The sequence below is a fragment of the Maribacter corallii genome, assembly GCF_047345415.1.
Classification (GTDB): domain Bacteria; phylum Bacteroidota; class Bacteroidia; order Flavobacteriales; family Flavobacteriaceae; genus Maribacter_C.
Map to the genome: position 1 here is coordinate 806,145 of NZ_JBLFEP010000001.1, position 16,562 is coordinate 822,706.

The 16,562-nt window shown below is 43.6% G+C and carries 14 protein-coding genes; 8 read left to right on the forward strand and 6 right to left on the reverse strand.

Annotated features, from left to right (window positions below; all coding sequences use genetic code 11):
• Positions 1-24: 24 nt before the first annotated feature.
• The gene (locus ACKWCA_RS03730) at positions 25-1,968 is read right to left on the reverse strand and encodes a glycoside hydrolase family 3 protein (RefSeq protein ID WP_413976793.1); all 1,944 of its coding nucleotides are present in this window, start codon (positions 1,966-1,968) and stop codon (positions 25-27) included.
• 75 nt (positions 1,969-2,043) lie between these two features.
• Between ACKWCA_RS03730 and ACKWCA_RS03735 the strand changes: the two genes are divergently transcribed.
• Both ACKWCA_RS03735 and ACKWCA_RS03740 read left to right on the forward strand, forming a co-directional pair.
• Positions 2,044-2,835, forward strand: coding sequence for an NUDIX hydrolase (locus ACKWCA_RS03735; protein ID WP_413976794.1), 792 nt, complete (start codon positions 2,044-2,046; stop codon positions 2,833-2,835).
• A gap of 111 nt (positions 2,836-2,946) precedes the next feature.
• Positions 2,947-5,022, forward strand: a complete 2,076-nt coding sequence (locus ACKWCA_RS03740; protein ID WP_413976795.1) for a TonB-dependent receptor family protein — start codon at positions 2,947-2,949, stop codon at positions 5,020-5,022.
• Here ACKWCA_RS03740 and ACKWCA_RS03745 read toward each other — a convergent pair.
• Together ACKWCA_RS03745 and ACKWCA_RS03750 are read right to left on the reverse strand one after the other, a co-directional pair.
• Positions 5,019-6,566 (reverse strand): glycine--tRNA ligase, encoded by a 1,548-nt coding sequence (locus ACKWCA_RS03745; RefSeq protein ID WP_413976796.1) that lies wholly within the window; start codon positions 6,564-6,566, stop codon positions 5,019-5,021. The genes ACKWCA_RS03740 and ACKWCA_RS03745 overlap by 4 nt on opposite strands.
• A gap of 94 nt (positions 6,567-6,660) precedes the next feature.
• The gene (locus ACKWCA_RS03750; RefSeq protein WP_413976797.1) at positions 6,661-7,557 is read right to left on the reverse strand and encodes a hypothetical protein; all 897 of its coding nucleotides are present in this window, start codon (positions 7,555-7,557) and stop codon (positions 6,661-6,663) included.
• 41 nt (positions 7,558-7,598) lie between these two features.
• On the opposite strand from ACKWCA_RS03750, the gene ACKWCA_RS03755 reads away from it, so the two are divergent.
• Both ACKWCA_RS03755 and ACKWCA_RS03760 read left to right on the forward strand, forming a co-directional pair.
• Positions 7,599-8,312, forward strand: a complete 714-nt coding sequence (locus ACKWCA_RS03755) for a ComF family protein (protein WP_413976798.1) — start codon at positions 7,599-7,601, stop codon at positions 8,310-8,312.
• Positions 8,313-8,519: 207 nt separating this feature from the next.
• Positions 8,520-10,133: an Ig-like domain-containing domain gene (locus tag ACKWCA_RS03760; RefSeq protein ID WP_413976799.1), complete on the forward strand. Its 1,614-nt coding sequence runs from the start codon at positions 8,520-8,522 to the stop codon at positions 10,131-10,133.
• Here the strand turns inward: ACKWCA_RS03760 and ACKWCA_RS03765 are convergent.
• Together ACKWCA_RS03765 and ACKWCA_RS03770 are read right to left on the reverse strand one after the other, a co-directional pair.
• Positions 10,117-10,893: an amidohydrolase gene (locus tag ACKWCA_RS03765; RefSeq protein ID WP_413976800.1), complete on the reverse strand. Its 777-nt coding sequence runs from the start codon at positions 10,891-10,893 to the stop codon at positions 10,117-10,119. The two genes, ACKWCA_RS03760 and ACKWCA_RS03765, sit on opposite strands and share 17 nt — an antisense overlap.
• An 11-nt stretch (positions 10,894-10,904) precedes the next feature.
• Positions 10,905-11,381 carry an ankyrin repeat domain-containing protein gene (locus ACKWCA_RS03770; protein ID WP_413976801.1) on the reverse strand — a complete coding sequence of 159 codons (477 nt, stop codon included), beginning with the start codon at positions 11,379-11,381 and terminating at the stop codon, positions 10,905-10,907.
• A 186-nt stretch (positions 11,382-11,567) separates the two neighbouring features.
• Here ACKWCA_RS03770 and katG point away from each other — a divergent pair, with 186 nt between their 5' ends.
• The 4 genes from katG to ACKWCA_RS03790 all read left to right on the forward strand — a co-directional run bounded on the left by katG (position 11,568) and on the right by ACKWCA_RS03790 (position 15,175).
• On the forward strand, positions 11,568-13,814 hold the full coding sequence (gene katG, locus ACKWCA_RS03775; protein WP_413976802.1) for a catalase/peroxidase HPI: 2,247 nt from the start codon (positions 11,568-11,570) through the stop codon (positions 13,812-13,814).
• A gap of 242 nt (positions 13,815-14,056) precedes the next feature.
• Positions 14,057-14,506, forward strand: a complete 450-nt coding sequence (locus ACKWCA_RS03780) for a DinB family protein (protein WP_413976803.1) — start codon at positions 14,057-14,059, stop codon at positions 14,504-14,506.
• Positions 14,473-14,661, forward strand: coding sequence for a hypothetical protein (locus ACKWCA_RS03785; protein WP_413976804.1), 189 nt, complete (start codon positions 14,473-14,475; stop codon positions 14,659-14,661). The genes ACKWCA_RS03780 and ACKWCA_RS03785 overlap by 34 nt, the downstream gene beginning before the upstream one ends.
• A gap of 160 nt (positions 14,662-14,821) precedes the next feature.
• Positions 14,822-15,175: a hypothetical protein gene (locus ACKWCA_RS03790; protein WP_413976805.1), complete on the forward strand. Its 354-nt coding sequence runs from the start codon at positions 14,822-14,824 to the stop codon at positions 15,173-15,175.
• Positions 15,176-15,186: 11 nt separating this feature from the next.
• Here ACKWCA_RS03790 and ACKWCA_RS03795 read toward each other — a convergent pair whose 3' ends face one another.
• Positions 15,187-16,560 (reverse strand): DUF5689 domain-containing protein, encoded by a 1,374-nt coding sequence (locus tag ACKWCA_RS03795; RefSeq protein ID WP_413976806.1) that lies wholly within the window; start codon positions 16,558-16,560, stop codon positions 15,187-15,189.
• Positions 16,561-16,562: the final 2 nt, after the last annotated feature.

The following is a 16,562-nucleotide window of genomic DNA, read 5'->3' on the forward strand; positions in this document are numbered from 1 at the left end:
GAGGAAAATTTGTGGACCATTAAATTAATAAGACAATCCATGTCCAAAAGCATATAATGGATCTTGCGAATCATAGGGCACATCCTCTAATTGTTTTTCAACCGCTTCCATAGAAGATGGTATTTCAATAGGAAGCTTTCCAGTGGGTTTGAATTTTCCGAAAATCAATTCTAGAATAATTTCATCTTCACAATCGAAATCCGCAATCACAGCCTTACTGGCCGCATTGATATCAGGCACTACGGATGGGCGATCTATCTTTAAGACCGTGACCGTTGGTTTGGAAGAAATCAGTTTTAGAATATCTTCTTTTTCATCCTCTGGAAAATCAAGTCTGCCTTGCGGAATGAACCGTTCCAATAAATCATCGCCTACAGGAGGAGAAGATGGGGTTTGAAGTTTTTTTATGATGACATCGGCATCGGACAGATCAGTAACAATTTGTGGATATGCCGTTACCAGGTTTTCCGACATTCCTTCTACATACACTTTGGTCGATGAAGACAATGGAAGAAAATCGTTATCGTTTTTCAGCAGCACCAAGGCCTTTCTTTGAGCCATCTTTCCCTTTTCAACGAAATTCGAGTTCCCGACAATATCCAATTTCTCTGTATCGACGTACGGATTATCGAAAAGACCGAGTGTGAACTTGTCCCGAAAGATACGTCGCAATGATTCATCCAATCGAGCTTCTGATACGGAGCCCTCTTCAACCAGTTGTATTATCAGGTCTGGTCGCGATTCGCCACCAAGCATATCGCAACCGGCATCCAATATTTTTTTGACCCGTTCTTTTTCGGACAATTGTTCGACCCCCCAGGCAGATGCCTTTTTAACGGGCATATCGCTTACTAGTCCCCAATCGGTACAGATAACACCTTTATATTGAAGTGAATCACGCAAGAGTCCCGTGATGATCTCTTTATTGAAGGCAAAACCCACTTCCTCGCTCGTCTGTCCGTTCGGGATACCGTAGTAGGGCATGATCTGAGCGGTTCCAGCCTTAAGAGCACCGTCGGTAAACGGAATGACATGGTAATCAAAATTGGAACCGGGATAAGCTTGTCCTTTACCGGAGGCGAAATGGGCGTCCCAGCCATCTTCTTGGGGGCCACCTCCTGAAAAATGCTTCGTCATACACGCTACGCTGGTGCTCGAGAGGCTATCACCCTGAAATCCCAGAACATATGCTTCGGTCAGCTTTGCAGCCAAGTGCGCATCCTCACTAAAACAACCGTTGACCCTGGCCCATCTCGGCTCCGTAGCCAAGTCTGCCATGGGGTGGAGAGCCAACCGTAAACCAAGGGCCGCATATTCTTGACGGGCGATATCTCCGAATTCACGTACTAGGGCAGAATCTCGTGTGGCACCCATGCCCAGTTGCGAGGGCCAACGGGAGTAAAAGTTAGAGGCCACGCTGGTACCCGCGTCAAAACCTGCCCCGTGCCTGGGATCTGTAGCAATCGTAACCGGAATCCCTAAACGGGTACATTCCGCTAATTTTTGAAGATTGTTGTTCCACCTAGCGGTTTCTAAAGCCGAGGGTGTCATCATAATGTTAAAGTGGTTCATCTTCTTTTTGAGTACCTGTTCGGGGGTGGTTTCGAGAAGTAATGAAAATGGATTGGTAATCGAAGGCACGGTGTTCAATTCACCACCATCGGCCATGACCGCCATATGTATGAAGAGTGCGCCGGCTTTTTCTTCCAGGTTCATCTGAGTAAGCAAATCATCGATTCGCGCATCGATATCCGCTTGTTTATTTTCATAAACATCCAGTTTTGCGTTCTTGTTCAAATCTCGAAATTGTCTGCCATTGTCAGACAAGACAGGAGCTTCTTCCCCGACCAAATCCATATGGGACGATGCCTGTATTTTCCATTTGATCCAGAAAATGAAATAGGTTAAAATCAAAAGCGCCAAAAGCACTCCTAAAATCTTACCGGCAATTTTTAAACCCCTTTTCATATTTTATTATTTTGACACAATAGTATAAAAAAATTATATTGTGTCAAAAAAATACAATAAAGATTATATTTGCGCATGACCAAGATTCAAGACCCTATGCTATCATTCGAAGAAGAATTGAACATGTACCTTGCCGGAAATTCTATTGACTGTGTCATTTTTGGTTATGAGCATCAAGAGCTCAAAATATTATTATTGCAATGGAAACATCATCCGGTCTGGTCATTGCCCGGCGGCTTTATCAGAAAAGACGAAGACATGAATGAAGCGGCCAATAGGGTTTTGATAGAACGCACAGGTCTCAAATCTGTCTATTTGAACCAGTTTCGCACCTTCGGTAGTGTCGCGCGCTCTGAGTTACATAAAAACGCTCAATTCATGCGCCTGGATCTTTTCAAAAAATCAGAGGTATTCAGTGCCAAAACCATAGCGTGGTTGACCAAAAGATTCATTACAACGGGATATTTTGCCCTTGTCGATATCGAAAAAACAAGTCCCAAACCTGATTTTTTGAGCGCCAAATGTGAGTGGAAGTCCTTAAAAGACACCCCCCCATTACTCCTCGATCACAATGACATTGTACAAAAAGCACTGGAACATCTTCGTATTCGCCTGAACTATCTTCCCATTGGAGCTTCACTTTTACCGCATAAGTTTACGATGCAAGACCTTCAAAAACTCTACGAGGCCATTTTGCAGAAACCCTTGGAGCGAAGTAATTTCCAAAGAAAACTACTCAAGCTTGATTTTTTAAACCGTCATGAAAAGCAAATGACAGGTGCGGCCAATAAAGCGCCCTACCTATACAGTTTTGATATGATCAAATACGAAAAACTGATTAAGCAAGGTATTGGTTTCTCCTTTTAGATGCTGGCCTGTAACTTAGGGTTTCACAAAATAGGTTTCCTTCAACCTAGGAAGTATGTTGTAATTTAGATTTCGTTTTTAAATCCTATTTTAGTGCTTCATTAGAATTGCATGAAGCGACTACCTCTGATTATATTTTTTTTCAGCGTACTTACGCAAGCTCAAACTCCCAAAGACAAGGACAGCATTACCCAGTTAGATGAGGTCATCTTGCTCGACGCCCTAAAGAAGAAAAATGCGGCAGGCATTGTTCCATCAGAGGTTATTTCGGCAAAGGTCTTTCAGAATTACAGCCCGGTTTCCATGGTCAACTCCTTAAACCAGATTCCTGGGGTCTATGTCTTTTCAGGAGCCTTGAACACTAATCGTATCACCATGCGCGGTATAGGGGCACGCACCCTATTCGGTACCGATAAACTAAGGATGTATTACAATGACATCCCCGTAACCGATGGCTCGGGCTTCTCATCCATTGAAGCCTTCGATTTAGAAAACCTTAGTCAGATTGAAGTGATTAAAGGTCCTAAGGGCACCACATATGGCGCTAATTTAGGGGGAGCCCTGATTTTGAATCCGAAAGAAGCCCTGGGTAGGTCGACCAACTTTTCCAATAATTTGACGGCAGGTTCATTCGGTCTCCTAAAGAACAATCTTTCCTTCAATCATTTCGATGGCAAATTCAGGTTGGGCCTTCAATACGGACATATGGAAACGGACGGTTATCGACAGAACAGTAATTTTGAACGGGATGGTTTTTTGTTGAATGCCTCCTATCAAATCAACGCCAAGGATAACATCAGCCTGTTGATCAATCACATTGATTTTACGGCTCAAATTCCAAGTTCCTTGGGCGCAACGGCTTTCGCCGAAGATCCGCAACAAGCGACTTTTACCTGGCGTGCCTCGCAAGGTTTCGAAGCTAATAACTATACCCTTCTAGGGGTGAACTATTCGCATCGGTTTACAGATAAACTAGAAAATTCCACGAGCATATTTTATACCTATCTGGACAAGGATGAAGCACGGCCTTTCGGAATACTGGATGAAATCACAAAGGGTTTTGGTTTTCGCACACGCTTCTCGGGAACATTCGATTTCTTAGAGAAACAGGCTGATTTTTCCTTTGGCGCCGAGCTTTTCAAGGACGAGTACGACTGGGACGAATTCCGAAACCTTTGGGAGGACAATGATGGTAATGGGAGTCTTAAGGGCGAACAATTTGCCCGGAACAAAGAATTCAGAAGCCAATGGAACGCTTTTGGTACTTTGTTATTCCCGTTTTCGGATCGATTTTCGGCACAATTGGGCCTCAACCTCAATAAGACGGACTACGACTACCGAGATCTGTTGAACTCGGGTACAGAGAACAGAAGTGCCGAACGAAATTTCAAGGCCATTCTATTGCCCAGTCTGAATCTTGAGTATGTATTCTCGGAGGACCATCAGTTATATGCTAATGTCAGTCGTGGGTTCTCGAATCCAACCTTAGAGGAAACCTTAACCCCTGATGGTGTAATCAACCCGGATATTGCCCAAGAAACCGGGGTAAACTATGAACTGGGCACTAATTTGTATTTGGACCAGAAGCGATTTCAATTGAATCTGTCCATATACCAAATGAATATCCAAAACCTCTTGGTCGGGGAACGTGAAAGTGAAGATCGGCTCGTTGGTAAAAATGCAGGCAAAACGAGACACCGCGGACTGGAAATTGCGATGAGCTATAATTGGACGATTTCCAAAAACATTCAACTTTCACCTTTTGTCAATTACACCTTGACCGATCATAGTTTTGTGGAATTTATTGATGAAGGTGATAATTTTTCGGGAAACCCACTCACGGGTGTTCCCGAACAACGCAGAACGGCCGGTATTCAGATGCGCCTCTTTGAACACTTTTACTGGAACATTACCCATCAGCATGTGGGTGAAATTCCGTTGACCAATGCCGCTGATCTTTACAGTGACCCGTTTACCGTCTTCAACACACGAATGGGCTATTTAAAAAAACTATCGGAACATTTCACGTTGGGTATCGATTTTGGTGTCAACAATGTGCTCGACAAAGTATATGCACAATCGGTGCTGATCAATACCCAAGGTTTCGGCGGGCGTGAACCGCGCTATTTTTATCCGGGGGACGAACGGAATTATTATGGGGGGCTGAAAATAGGATATTCTTTTTAACCCTTAATCTTCCGCAACCATACCCGCATATCCACTTCTTCATGGATGATGCTCCTTAACTCGGTGATTGCCACGCGCTGCTGCTCCATGGTATCGCGATGACGAATGGTGACGGTTTGATCCTCTAGCGTCTGGTGATCGACGGTAATACAAAAAGGTGTTCCATTGGCATCTTGCCTGCGATAGCGACGACCCACGGCATCTTTTTCATCGTAGAGTACGTTAAAGTCCCATTTCAGATCCGCGATGATCTCTTTGGCGATTTCGGGGAGTCCGTCTTTTTTGACCAACGGAAAAACCGCTGCTTTTGTCGGTGCCAGAACAGCAGGTAATTTCAATACCGTTCTAAAAGTTCCGTTCTCCAGTTCTTCTTCTTGAAGCGATTTGGAGAATACGGCCAAGAACATCCGGTCGAGTCCGATAGAAGTTTCTAAAACGTAAGGCACGTAATTCTCCCTGGTTTCCGGATCAAAATATTGCAACTTCTTGCTTGAATACTCTTCATGTTGTGAAAGGTCGAAGTCGGTACGAGAATGAATACCTTCCAATTCCTTAAATCCGAAAGGAAAGCGAAATTCAATATCGGAAGCGGCATCGGCATAGTGCGCCAGTTTCTCATGATCGTGAAAACGATAGTTCTCCTCGCCCATACCCAATGACAAATGCCATTTCATGCGATGTTCCTTCCAATGTTCGTACCACTCTTTTTGAGTGCCTGGTTTGATGAAATACTGCATCTCCATTTGTTCGAACTCGCGCATACGGAAAATAAACTGGCGGGCTACGATTTCATTTCGAAAAGCCTTTCCGGTTTGGGCAATTCCAAAAGGAATCTTCATACGCCCTGTTTTCTGAACATTGAGAAAGTTCACGAAAATACCTTGGGCGGTTTCCGGTCGCAGGTAAAGGTCCATGGCGCTTTCGGCCGAAGCACCGAGCTTCGTGCCGAACATCAGATTGAATTGTTTGACATCCGTCCAGTTTTTGGATCCCGACATCGGACAGGCAATGTCCAGTTCCTCGATCAGTTTTTTGACGTCGGCCAAATCCTCGTTCTCCAAAGATTTGCCCAATCGCTTTAGAATACCGGTAGCTTGCTCTTGATACCCCAACACCCTTGGGTTGGTAGCCAGAAACTGCTCTTTATCGAATGCATCTCCAAATCGTTTGGCAGCCTTAGCGACCTCTTTTTCGATTTTGTTCTCGATTTTTGCCACATGGTCTTCGACCAGTACGTCAGCACGATATCTTTTCTTAGAGTCTTTGTTGTCAATAAGGGGGTCATTAAAGGCATCTACGTGCCCTGAAGCCTTCCAAGTTGTCGGATGCATAAAAATGGCGGCATCGATACCCACAATATTATCATTGAGTTGCACCATGGCCTTCCACCAATACTCTCGTATGTTCTTTTTGAGTTCGGCACCGTTTTGGCCGTAGTCGTACACAGCACTGAGGCCATCGTATATTTCACTTGATTGAAACACGTATCCGTATTCCTTAGCATGTGAAATCACCTTCTTAAAATCGTCTTCCTGTTTTGCCATTTGGCAAAAATAGAATATTCTCCGATTCTAGTCTGAATAAAAAATATACTTTGTGAAAAATGTTACAAGGAGTGCAGAAACCGAACAGAAAACCTTACTTCAATTGAAACTCAGCGGTCTGAAGCAAACGTTCATCCTCAAAAACATTGAGCGTATACGTACCGCCTTCCAATGAGCCCTCGGGTAAGGTAATGAAATCGGAAACCTGAGTGGTCTCGCCATTAAAAACAAGTTCGATACGTTTACTGTATACGTTGCCATTTACGGTAATGGTATTGGCATTATCTTCGATAATACCCATATTCGGGCCCAAAAATTGAAAATACAATACACGTTCTTGGTTCGCCAAATTCGCATCCCCTTCAATATTGACCGTTCCTCTCAGTTTTTTAATAGTAGAAGCCTTGTTTGACTGAATAAGCTTACCTGATCGAAGTCGGTATGCACTCCCACTGGCATTCTCGATTTTCAGGTATTGCTTGGTCTTGAGCTCTTCATTTAGCTCACGCATCTTCTTTTTCTGGAGTGATTCGGCCTCAGTTATGGCCCTATTTGCCTGTCGAAGGCGTTCAATCGTTCGTTGACTTTCATCATACTTATCGGCCAATTGCATATTATTATACTGCAAAAAATCGTTCTTGATCTTCAGACTGTCGTTCATTGCTTCCAACCGACTAAGCTCTGATTTGAATTCCCTCAGTTTTTCGATGGTAAAACTTAGTTTTCCAACCGAATCCAATAGATTATCGATTTGATATTTCGAATCTTGTAGCTCGATGTCATTCATCTCCTGCAAAGCGGAAAGACGATCCACATCGGCTTTCATCAAGGTAAGGTCCTTCACTAAAAGTTCCTTCTCCTTCTCCAAATAGCCAATTTGCGTCTTTGACTGCGCATAGCTATAATAAAAGGCGATTAAAATGCCGATTATGACAGCAAATAGCGCTGCAAGGATTACTTTGTAGTTAAATTTGGTATCTTGATTATCCATTAGGAGAATAAGATTAAGTAGGTTAATATAAAGTCTAGGACTTGTCGATTATCAATCTAACAAAGATACTAAATGACATCAATAGGGTGCTACTACCCCCGGTGTGTTTTGGATGTAATGCCCATTTAATCAGGGGAGAGCATTACCTCTGTACCGTTTGTCGAAATGATTTGCCTCTCACCGATTATTCCTTTAACGAAGAAAACCCCATTGACCGTATTTTTTATGGTAGAATTAACGTAAAAAAGGCCAGTTCTTTCCTATTTTTCACGGAAAATGGAATTGTAAAACAACTTATTCATCATTTGAAATACAAAAATCAAGAACACATAGGGCGCTTTCTCGGCGACTGGTACGGCCCTCTTTTAAAACAAAATCAAGCCCTTGATGTTATCGATGCGGTAGTACCGGTGCCCTTACATAAAAGAAAGTTGAAAAAACGAGGATACAATCAAGTGGCCTTGTTTGCAGAGCGATTGGCCTTTCACCTGAATACGGATTATGTTGACCATATCCTTTTCAAAACCGCAAATAATAAGACCCAGACCACCAAAGGACGTATCGGTCGGTGGCAGGGAAAAACATCGCTCTATGCGCTCGCGGATACCAGTTATCTCAAAAACAAGAATGTTCTCTTGGTCGATGATGTTATTACCAGTGGTGCCACTATGGAGATGTGTGCTGAGGCGTTGTTACAAACCGAGGGAGTATCAGTTCGAATTACCAGTATGGCCACCGTAGCCCAATTTCAATGAGCGGATTGCCCCAACTCGAAAATCGATAGTAGTATGTCACTCGTTTTATCTTTGTTCAATTGTAACCCCACAGCCATAGTTTAACCCATGTTAGACTCGGCCAGCATTACATCGAAAATGAAAAAAGGAAATTTCCCTAAATTCCGGTGTTCGGAAAACGCAGCTATTCAAATTAATCGTTTCTTTGTCCACTTAGATTAGTACTACATGTTTCAACGACTTCTCGCCTTACTGTTTTTGATGTTCATCGGTGTTGCTTTGGTTCAATGTGGAAGAAGAGGCACCTTGACCGGGGGGCCAAAAGATATAGATCCTCCCATATTATTGAGGGCCGAACCAGAAAACATGTCCATCAACTTCAAGGCAAAGAAAATCAGGTTATACTTTGACGAATACATCAAACTTCAAGATGTTCAAGAACAACTTATTGTGTCACCGCCATTAAAGTACCTCCCAGATATCACTCCTCAAGGTGGGGCCTCTAAATATGTCGAAATAAAAATCAAGGATACCTTAAGGGAAAACACGACCTATACTTTCAATTTCGGACAGAGCGTACAAGACAATAATGAGGGAAACCCGAGTAGCTTTTTAACCTATGTTTTCTCAACCGGTGATTACATCGATTCTTTGCAGATTTCGGGTGTAGTCAAAGACGCATTCAATAAAAAAGCCGATGAGTTCATCAGTGTAATGTTGTATGAGCTCGACACTGCTTACACCGATTCGACGATATTTAAAAAGCCACCGAACTACATTACGAACACCTTAGACAGCACGGTCATTTTTAGGTTGAATAACCTCAAGGAAGGCAAATACGCCCTTTTTGCCTTAAAGGATGCCTCCAAAAACAACCTCTTTGACCAAAACAGTGACAAGATCGGGTTTCTTAAAGATACCATCTCACTACCGACGGACTCTACCTATTTGTTGACCCTGTTTAAGGAAATTCCTAATTATGCTGCTTCGGTGCCCAGTTTCACTTCGAAGAACAGAATTATCTTCGGTTATTTCGGAGGTGATGAAACGGTAGCGATTACTCCGCTGACCGCAATGCCCGATACGGTAAACACTTTATTCAGAAAACAGCCTGAAAAAGACAGCATCGATTTTTGGTTTACCCCGTTTGAATTCGATTCCCTTGTATTTACGGTAACCAATATGAAACAAAAGGTCATCGATACCTTTACCGTCAAAAGCAGAAAAGTAGAGCTTGATTCCTTGCTCCTTACCCCTAACCAGCGTGGATCGCTCGGTTTCAATGACACTTTTCATATCTCTGCGACAACGCCATTGGTGGCTACAGACTCTACCAAAATAAAAATGATCAACAAAGATTCTCTTGATGTCGTTCTCCGTACCCAATTGGATACCATTGGTAATAAGGTCGATTTCGGTTTTCCTTTAGAACCCAATGAAAATTACAGTTTAGAGTTACTACCCGGAGCCATAACCGACTTTTTTGGGGAAACCAATGATACGCTTACCTATACGCTTTCCACACAAAGCCTTGCCGATTATGGCAACCTTACCGTAAATGTTCAGGGAGCGGTTACCTATCCAATTATTGTACAACTGACAGATGGAGATGGGAAAATGCAGTTGGAAATCTATGCTGAGGAAGAACAACCATTCGAATTCAATAATCTAGAGCCCGCGACCTATCTGATTCGGGTGATAGAAGATCGCAATGCGAATCGCAAATGGGATACGGGTAATTTTCTCAAGAATTTGCAACCTGAAAAGGTAAGGTATTACCCCGAGGAGATAGAGATTCGGGCGAATTGGGAGAAAATAGAGACATTCACCCTCCGAGAGTGAACGTATCCCGGTCTTCCAAGAATCGAAGTTTCTCCCTGGTTTTTTTTACATGAGCTTTACTCAAGGTAGCATAACAAATTTCCTCTTTCTGGGAAAAAATCAACTGCGTACCGAGGCAGTCGTACACTGCTGAATGTCCTGAATACTGATGCCCCAGGTCATCGGCACCAATTCGGTTTACCCCAATACAATAGGACATGTTCTCAATAGCGCGCGCCTTGAGCAAGGTATCCCATGCCTCGACTCTCGGTGTCGGCCAATTGGCAACATAGAGCAGTACATCGTAATCCACCGTATTTCGGGCCCAGACCGGAAATCGCAAATCATAACATATTAAAGGGCAGATTCTAAATCCTTTATAATCTACGACCAATCTTTCGCGTCCAGCGACATACACCTTGTCTTCACCGGCCAAAGTGAACGTATGGCGCTTGTCATACTGAGCATAGTTCCCATTGGCCTGAACAAAAAACAGCCGATTGGAGTAGGTCCCGTTTTCTTGATAAGGCATGCTTCCGACTAAGGCCATATTCTTCTCTGTGGCTACTTTTTGCATCCATTCCAAGGTTCTCGGGCCTTCTTCTTCGGACATTTTAGCTGGAGACATTGTAAACCCTGAAATAAACATTTCCGGTAAAACGATGATATCGGTATTCGAAGGGATTTCCTTTAATTTTTCGGAAAATGCAATTCTGTTTTTTTCCGGGTCCTCCCAGAAAAGGGAAGTTTGTACCAGTGCGACGCGCAGTTCTTCTTTCATTGCAAAGAGACTTAGTGGGATTCTATCAAATCAATGAGTTCGGGCATACCTTGTAATTTTGCATGGTCCAAGGCGGTGTTGCCCCTACCATCCCTCATGGTTGTATCCGCTCCATTTTCCAATAGCAATTTTGCAATTTCGGGCTGTTTGAAGGTGACGGCATAAATCAATGCCGTGGCCCCCATACCATTTTGGATATTGATGTTGGCACCCCTTGAAATCAATTTTTTGGCAATAGCCGTATATCCCTTGAAACAAACGCCCATCAGGGCTGTATTGCCAGAGCCATCAAGCGCATCGATATCGGCACCTTTATCCACTATATAGTCAGTTACCTCCTCGTGACCATAATATGAGGCTAAAATCAAGGGGGTAGACCCCCTTTGATCTTTTGTCACTAATAAACCCGGGGTCTCCTCAATGAGTTTAGCGATAGCGTCCAAATCGCCCTTTCGTATTTCACCAAAAAAAGCTTCTGTTTTTTCCATACATCCAATGTATAAAATCTTGCCGGTTTAACCGTTGGGGAAGTGCCTTTTTCTTTACTTCCCTAGCTCAAAAGACTCCATAGATATTATCGATACTAAAATAACGTAAAACAAGATTTTGATTATGTATTTCAACCGACAATTTGGTAGTTTTATAGTCTTAAGAAACAAAAAACTGTAAATACGATGGATAACAACGAGAACAACCCCCACGGAAATGCCATGGAAATTAACGATTCAGGCAAATGTCCCTATTTAGGAGGGACGATGAAACAAGCTGCCGGCGGCGGCACAACAAATCAAGATTGGTGGCCGAACCAATTAAGGCTAAATGTACTTCGTCAAAATTCGGAATTATCCAACCCGATGGAAGAGGGTTTCGACTATGCTAAGGAATTCGAATCTTTGGACCTCGCGGAAGTAAAAAAAGACATTATCGAGGCATTGACCACATCACAAAATTGGTGGCCGGCCGACTATGGACATTATGGTCCTTTCATGATCCGTATGGCTTGGCATAGTGCAGGTACATATCGCATTGGGGATGGACGTGGTGGTGCCAGCTCTGGATCGCAGCGATTTGCTCCATTGAACAGTTGGCCTGACAACGGCAATCTCGATAAGGCGAGGTTGTTACTTTGGCCGATTAAAAAGAAGTACGGTAAAAAACTTTCCTGGGCCGACTTGATGATCCTGACTGGAAACTGTGCATTGGAATCCATGGGATTCAAAACTTTCGGTTTTGCTGGTGGACGTGAGGATATTTGGCAGCCCGAAGAAGATATTTATTGGGGCTCGGAAACGGAGTGGATGGGCAATGATGCTCGTTTTTCCGATGGGGAGTACGTATTGGAGGCAAATCTCGGTGCTTCTCACATGGGCTTAATCTATGTAAACCCTGAAGGACCTAATGGGGAATCGAACCCGCTGGGAACAGCAAAACTGATGAAGGAAACCTTTGGGCGTATGGCGATGAACGATGAGGAGACGGTCGCCTTGACTATTGGTGGTCATACTTTCGGAAAGGCACACGGCGCGGCGAATCCTGATGAATTCGTTGGTCCGGAACCTGCAGGTGCCACTATGGCGGAACAGAGTATGGGTTGGAAGAATTCTTTTGGTACTGGAGTGCTTGATGACACTATTACCAGCGGAATCGAGGGTGCATGGACGCCAAATCCGACGCAATGGGACCATGACTACTTAAAAGTACTATTAGGATATGAATGGGAAGCTACAAAGAGCCCTGCCGGTGCCAACCAGTGGAGACCTACGGCAGCCTCAGCGGCCAAGCAAGCACCACGTGCCGGTGATGCCACCAAAACGCAAGACTTGATGATGACCGATGCGGATATGGCGTTAAAAGTAGATCCTGATTATTTGAAAATCTCCCAGCGGTTTCATGAGCATCCAGAAGAACTAGAGGATGCTTTTGCCCGTGCTTGGTTCAAATTGACCCACCGCGATATGGGCCCCATTTCCCGATATTTAGGAGCAGAAGTACCTCAAGAAGAACTGATTTGGCAAGACCCTTTACCGAAGGTCGACCATGACTTGGTAGACGGCGGTGATGTTGCCGAGCTAAAAAAGAGACTCTTGGCATCTGGTCTATCAATTTCCCAATTGGTGACCACCGCATGGGCCTCTGCATCGACCTATAGAAATTCTGATAAAAGAGGAGGGGCCAATGGCGCACGAATTCGGTTGGAGCCACAGAAAAACTGGGAAGTGAACAATCCAGCTGAACTTTCCAAAGTGTTGAGCGTTCTAGAGGGTATCCAGAACGAATTCAATGAGGGGCAATCAGGAAATAAAAAGGTTTCCCTTGCCGATCTAATCGTTCTTGGCGGAAGCGCAGGAGTTGAAGAAGCCGCCCGAAATGCTGGCCACGATGTTGAAGTGCCTTTCACTGCAGGTCGAACGGATGCTTCGCAAGAACAGACCGACGCCTATTCTTTTGAAGCGCTGGAACCTGCTGCCGATGGGTTTAGAAATTACAAGAACTCCGATTATAAAGCCTCTGCCGAGGCGCTGTTGGTCGATCGTGCGCAATTGATGAAGCTTACCGCACCGGAAATGACGGTTTTAATTGGGGGAATGCGTGTTCTCGATACGAACTATGATCAATCACGCCACGGTGTATTTACTGATCGTCGCGAGGTTTTGACCAACGACTTCTTTACCAATCTTCTCGATTTAAGCGTGAAGTGGGAAGACACCTCAGATAATGAGACCTTATTTGCAGGTCGTGATCGAATGTCCGGTAACATCAAATGGACCGGTACAAGGGCTGATCTCATCTTTGGTTCAAATACGGAATTACGTTCGTATGCCGAGGTATATGGAAGTAACGACTCCGAGGGTAAATTCATAAAGGATTTTATAGCCGCTTGGACCAAGGTCATGAATCTTGATCGTTTCGATTTGTCATAAGCATCGTAAGAACAGATCCTTAATTCAGCACAGCAGGTGGTCAGAAATGGCCACCTGTTTTGTTTATGAGACCTGAGAACAACTAAAACAATGGTCATACCTAGCCTCGTAGCGCAGGCTACAGCACCTTATTTTCCAGTTTTTTCGAAAATAGTTCATGGAACTGTCCAAACAGGGCAGGTCGAAACGTTATTTATATATACACAGAACGAAAAATCAGTATAAATCTAAACACTTTTCAAATGAAAAAAATCATTTTATCTTTAGCACTACTTGCCGTAGTAGGCTTCGGCATAAGTAAATCAGGACTTTCGGATGGGGAACGAAAAATGACTGCTGACCACTTGACGGAAACCTTGAACCGACTTACCAGTACCGTAGACGGTCTTAGCGATACGCAATTGAATTTCAAGGCAACGCATGAATCTTGGTCGGTCGCCGAATGTGTCGAACACTTGGCCATATCGGAAAATATGTTCAACGGCATGTTACAAGGGGCTTTAAAAGAGCCTGCCAATCCGGCAATGCGTGATAGCGTGACCACGGGTGACGAAAAATTGATTGGGTTTATCAGTGTACGAAACACCAAAGTGAAAACGCGCGAACCCTTTGAGCCCAGTGGAAAATTCGGAACACACGAAAAACCTTATCGGCATTTGTGGCAAAAAGGAAAGAACATATTGCGTATGTGAATACGACCACGGATGATTTGCGCAACCATTATGGCAAATTGCCATTTGCTACCATTGATGGGTTGCAAATAATTCTATTCATGAGTGGACATACGGAACGTCATGTAAAACAAATGGAAGAAGTTATGGCTCACGACAATTTCCCGTCCAAATAATCGGCCGTACATTTCAAGTAGTGGTCCATTGTGTTTCCGCATACAATGGACTACTTTTTACACTTCTATTCAAGTTATCACATTTCATCGTTAATAAATAGTTGATAATTCGCACATATAGCCAGATGGTTCTCTTCTAGAATAGATGTAACTTCAACTTATGAAAGTAACTGACCATACCAATACTATTACCTTTAAAGGAACGCGACCTACCATCGATCTGTCCGATATCAAGATCACTACGGTGCCCAAGTGTTCTTTTTCAGGAATCAAAGCGGATTATTACATTGGCCTCTCTTCGAAATCTTCCGATAACAGTGTTCGTATTATGGGAGCGGTCTCCACTGAGATGGTAGAGACCGGAATCAATAAACTTCTTGGCCAAGGGTGGGACGATATCAAATGGCCCGTCGTACTCGACATGCAAAAAAAAGTGCTTTACCATTCGTATGAAGCCCATAAAAATGGAGCTTCAGCGATTCTTGGTTGGCAAGAGTACTTTTCAAAACTATAGTTTTTTACAGCTTAATTTCTAAGTCCGGGCGTAAAATCGTCAGGGGCTAATTGTGGTTGTTCCATAGTGCCAAAGCCTCCCGAATCGTTGTATACGGTCCACTCGTTCAAGTCGTATTGGGAATTCCCTCGTATCACTTCGGGGTTTCGTAACGCCCTTCCGTCTTCAAACTCATGACTGGTACCACTACCATCCTCGCCCACGACACCAAAGATGTCTATAACGGTGCCTAATGGGTCTACAAGTTCAATGGTATCATCTCCATTGGAATCGGCCGCGGTATTCGTACCTACTTCCATGTCGGGAAGAAAACCATAAACCGCTTCAAATTCTTCTGAATTTGGGGAAAGAACCAAGGTAGAATGTGATTCGATACGCTCATTCGATAAATCGATGGTGGAACCAACCGTACTGTTGTCATTTGTATAACGTCTTAATACCCATCCATTTAAAGGTACTGGGGCCTCTGATGCATTGTATAACTCAATAAAGCGGGCCTTAGGGTTATTTTCAGGATCGGCCAATTCCGAAATAATGATGTTTTTAGTAGTGATAGTGGTTACTTCTTCTTCACATCTCATCTGTTCAAAATCAATATCTTCCAAGGTACGTATGGCCAATTTGAAATCGCTCTTCTCGCGAAGCAAAACCCCCGTAATCGATCCGTTTCCCGCTGGCAGCTCAGCTGATTGAAAGTCGGAAAACCCACTGTTCAACAATTCGATAGTATGCTTCTGACAGTCGACCAAGGTACGTGTCGTTTCCTCCCTGGGCACCGCGAAAGGTTGCCCTAGTTCGCCTTCAATAATTTCCACTTTAGAAAATTTTACCAACGTATTCGTAAGGTTTGGGGTCAGTTCATCAATAGTCAATTCCCTAGGCTCTAAAGCAACCTTGTCATTACAAGCCACAAAAATATGCTGGTCCATTACCGAAGTTGGCAGTCTTCCTACCGAAGTATTCCCAAAAGAGGTGAACGTACCACCCAATTTAAAAACATCCTTACTTTTCCCTAGATACAGTCCCTTCAACTTGATATATAGCTTGGAGCCTACGGGATAGAATAGATAGGAGTCACGCATATCGATTTCGATTTGGAATCCCTCTGTTGGGTTTGAAAGGTTATTCTGGATGTTGAGTACACTAAAAAAATTTCCTTTTTCGTCCGATGATATCACATAGCCTTCAATAATTAAATCTTCTTGTATCTGAACGGTTTCATCGACATAGCGATTTTTTACTTCGGAATACGTAGCATTGGAGGTCAAGTCTGCAAAGCAAACACCTTCAGGCGGGTCAAATTCACGACTTTTTACGCATCCAAACAACACGCCTATACAGCAAAGTGTTATCCAGAGTTTGGTTTCTTCCGGTCTTTTCATCATCT

Excerpts from the sequence above, each read along its gene's own strand:
- ACKWCA_RS03735 (WP_413976794.1), top strand. The coding sequence starts at position 2,044 with ATGACCAAGATTCAAGACCCTATGCTATCATTCGAAGAAGAATTGAAC.
- ACKWCA_RS03770 (WP_413976801.1), bottom strand. The coding sequence starts at position 11,381 with ATGGAAAAAACAGAAGCTTTTTTTGGTGAAATACGAAAGGGCGATTTG.
- ACKWCA_RS03740 (WP_413976795.1), top strand. The coding sequence starts at position 2,947 with ATGAAGCGACTACCTCTGATTATATTTTTTTTCAGCGTACTTACGCAA.
- ACKWCA_RS03760 (WP_413976799.1), top strand. The coding sequence starts at position 8,520 with ATGTTTCAACGACTTCTCGCCTTACTGTTTTTGATGTTCATCGGTGTT.
- ACKWCA_RS03765 (WP_413976800.1), bottom strand. The coding sequence starts at position 10,893 with ATGAAAGAAGAACTGCGCGTCGCACTGGTACAAACTTCCCTTTTCTGG.
- ACKWCA_RS03745 (WP_413976796.1), bottom strand. The coding sequence starts at position 6,566 with ATGGCAAAACAGGAAGACGATTTTAAGAAGGTGATTTCACATGCTAAG.
- ACKWCA_RS03795 (WP_413976806.1), bottom strand. The coding sequence starts at position 16,560 with ATGATGAAAAGACCGGAAGAAACCAAACTCTGGATAACACTTTGCTGT.
- ACKWCA_RS03790 (WP_413976805.1), top strand. The coding sequence starts at position 14,822 with ATGAAAGTAACTGACCATACCAATACTATTACCTTTAAAGGAACGCGA.
- ACKWCA_RS03730 (WP_413976793.1), bottom strand. The coding sequence starts at position 1,968 with ATGAAAAGGGGTTTAAAAATTGCCGGTAAGATTTTAGGAGTGCTTTTG.
- ACKWCA_RS03750 (WP_413976797.1), bottom strand. The coding sequence starts at position 7,557 with ATGGATAATCAAGATACCAAATTTAACTACAAAGTAATCCTTGCAGCG.
- ACKWCA_RS03780 (WP_413976803.1), top strand. The coding sequence starts at position 14,057 with ATGAAAAAAATCATTTTATCTTTAGCACTACTTGCCGTAGTAGGCTTC.
- katG (WP_413976802.1), top strand. The coding sequence starts at position 11,568 with ATGGATAACAACGAGAACAACCCCCACGGAAATGCCATGGAAATTAAC.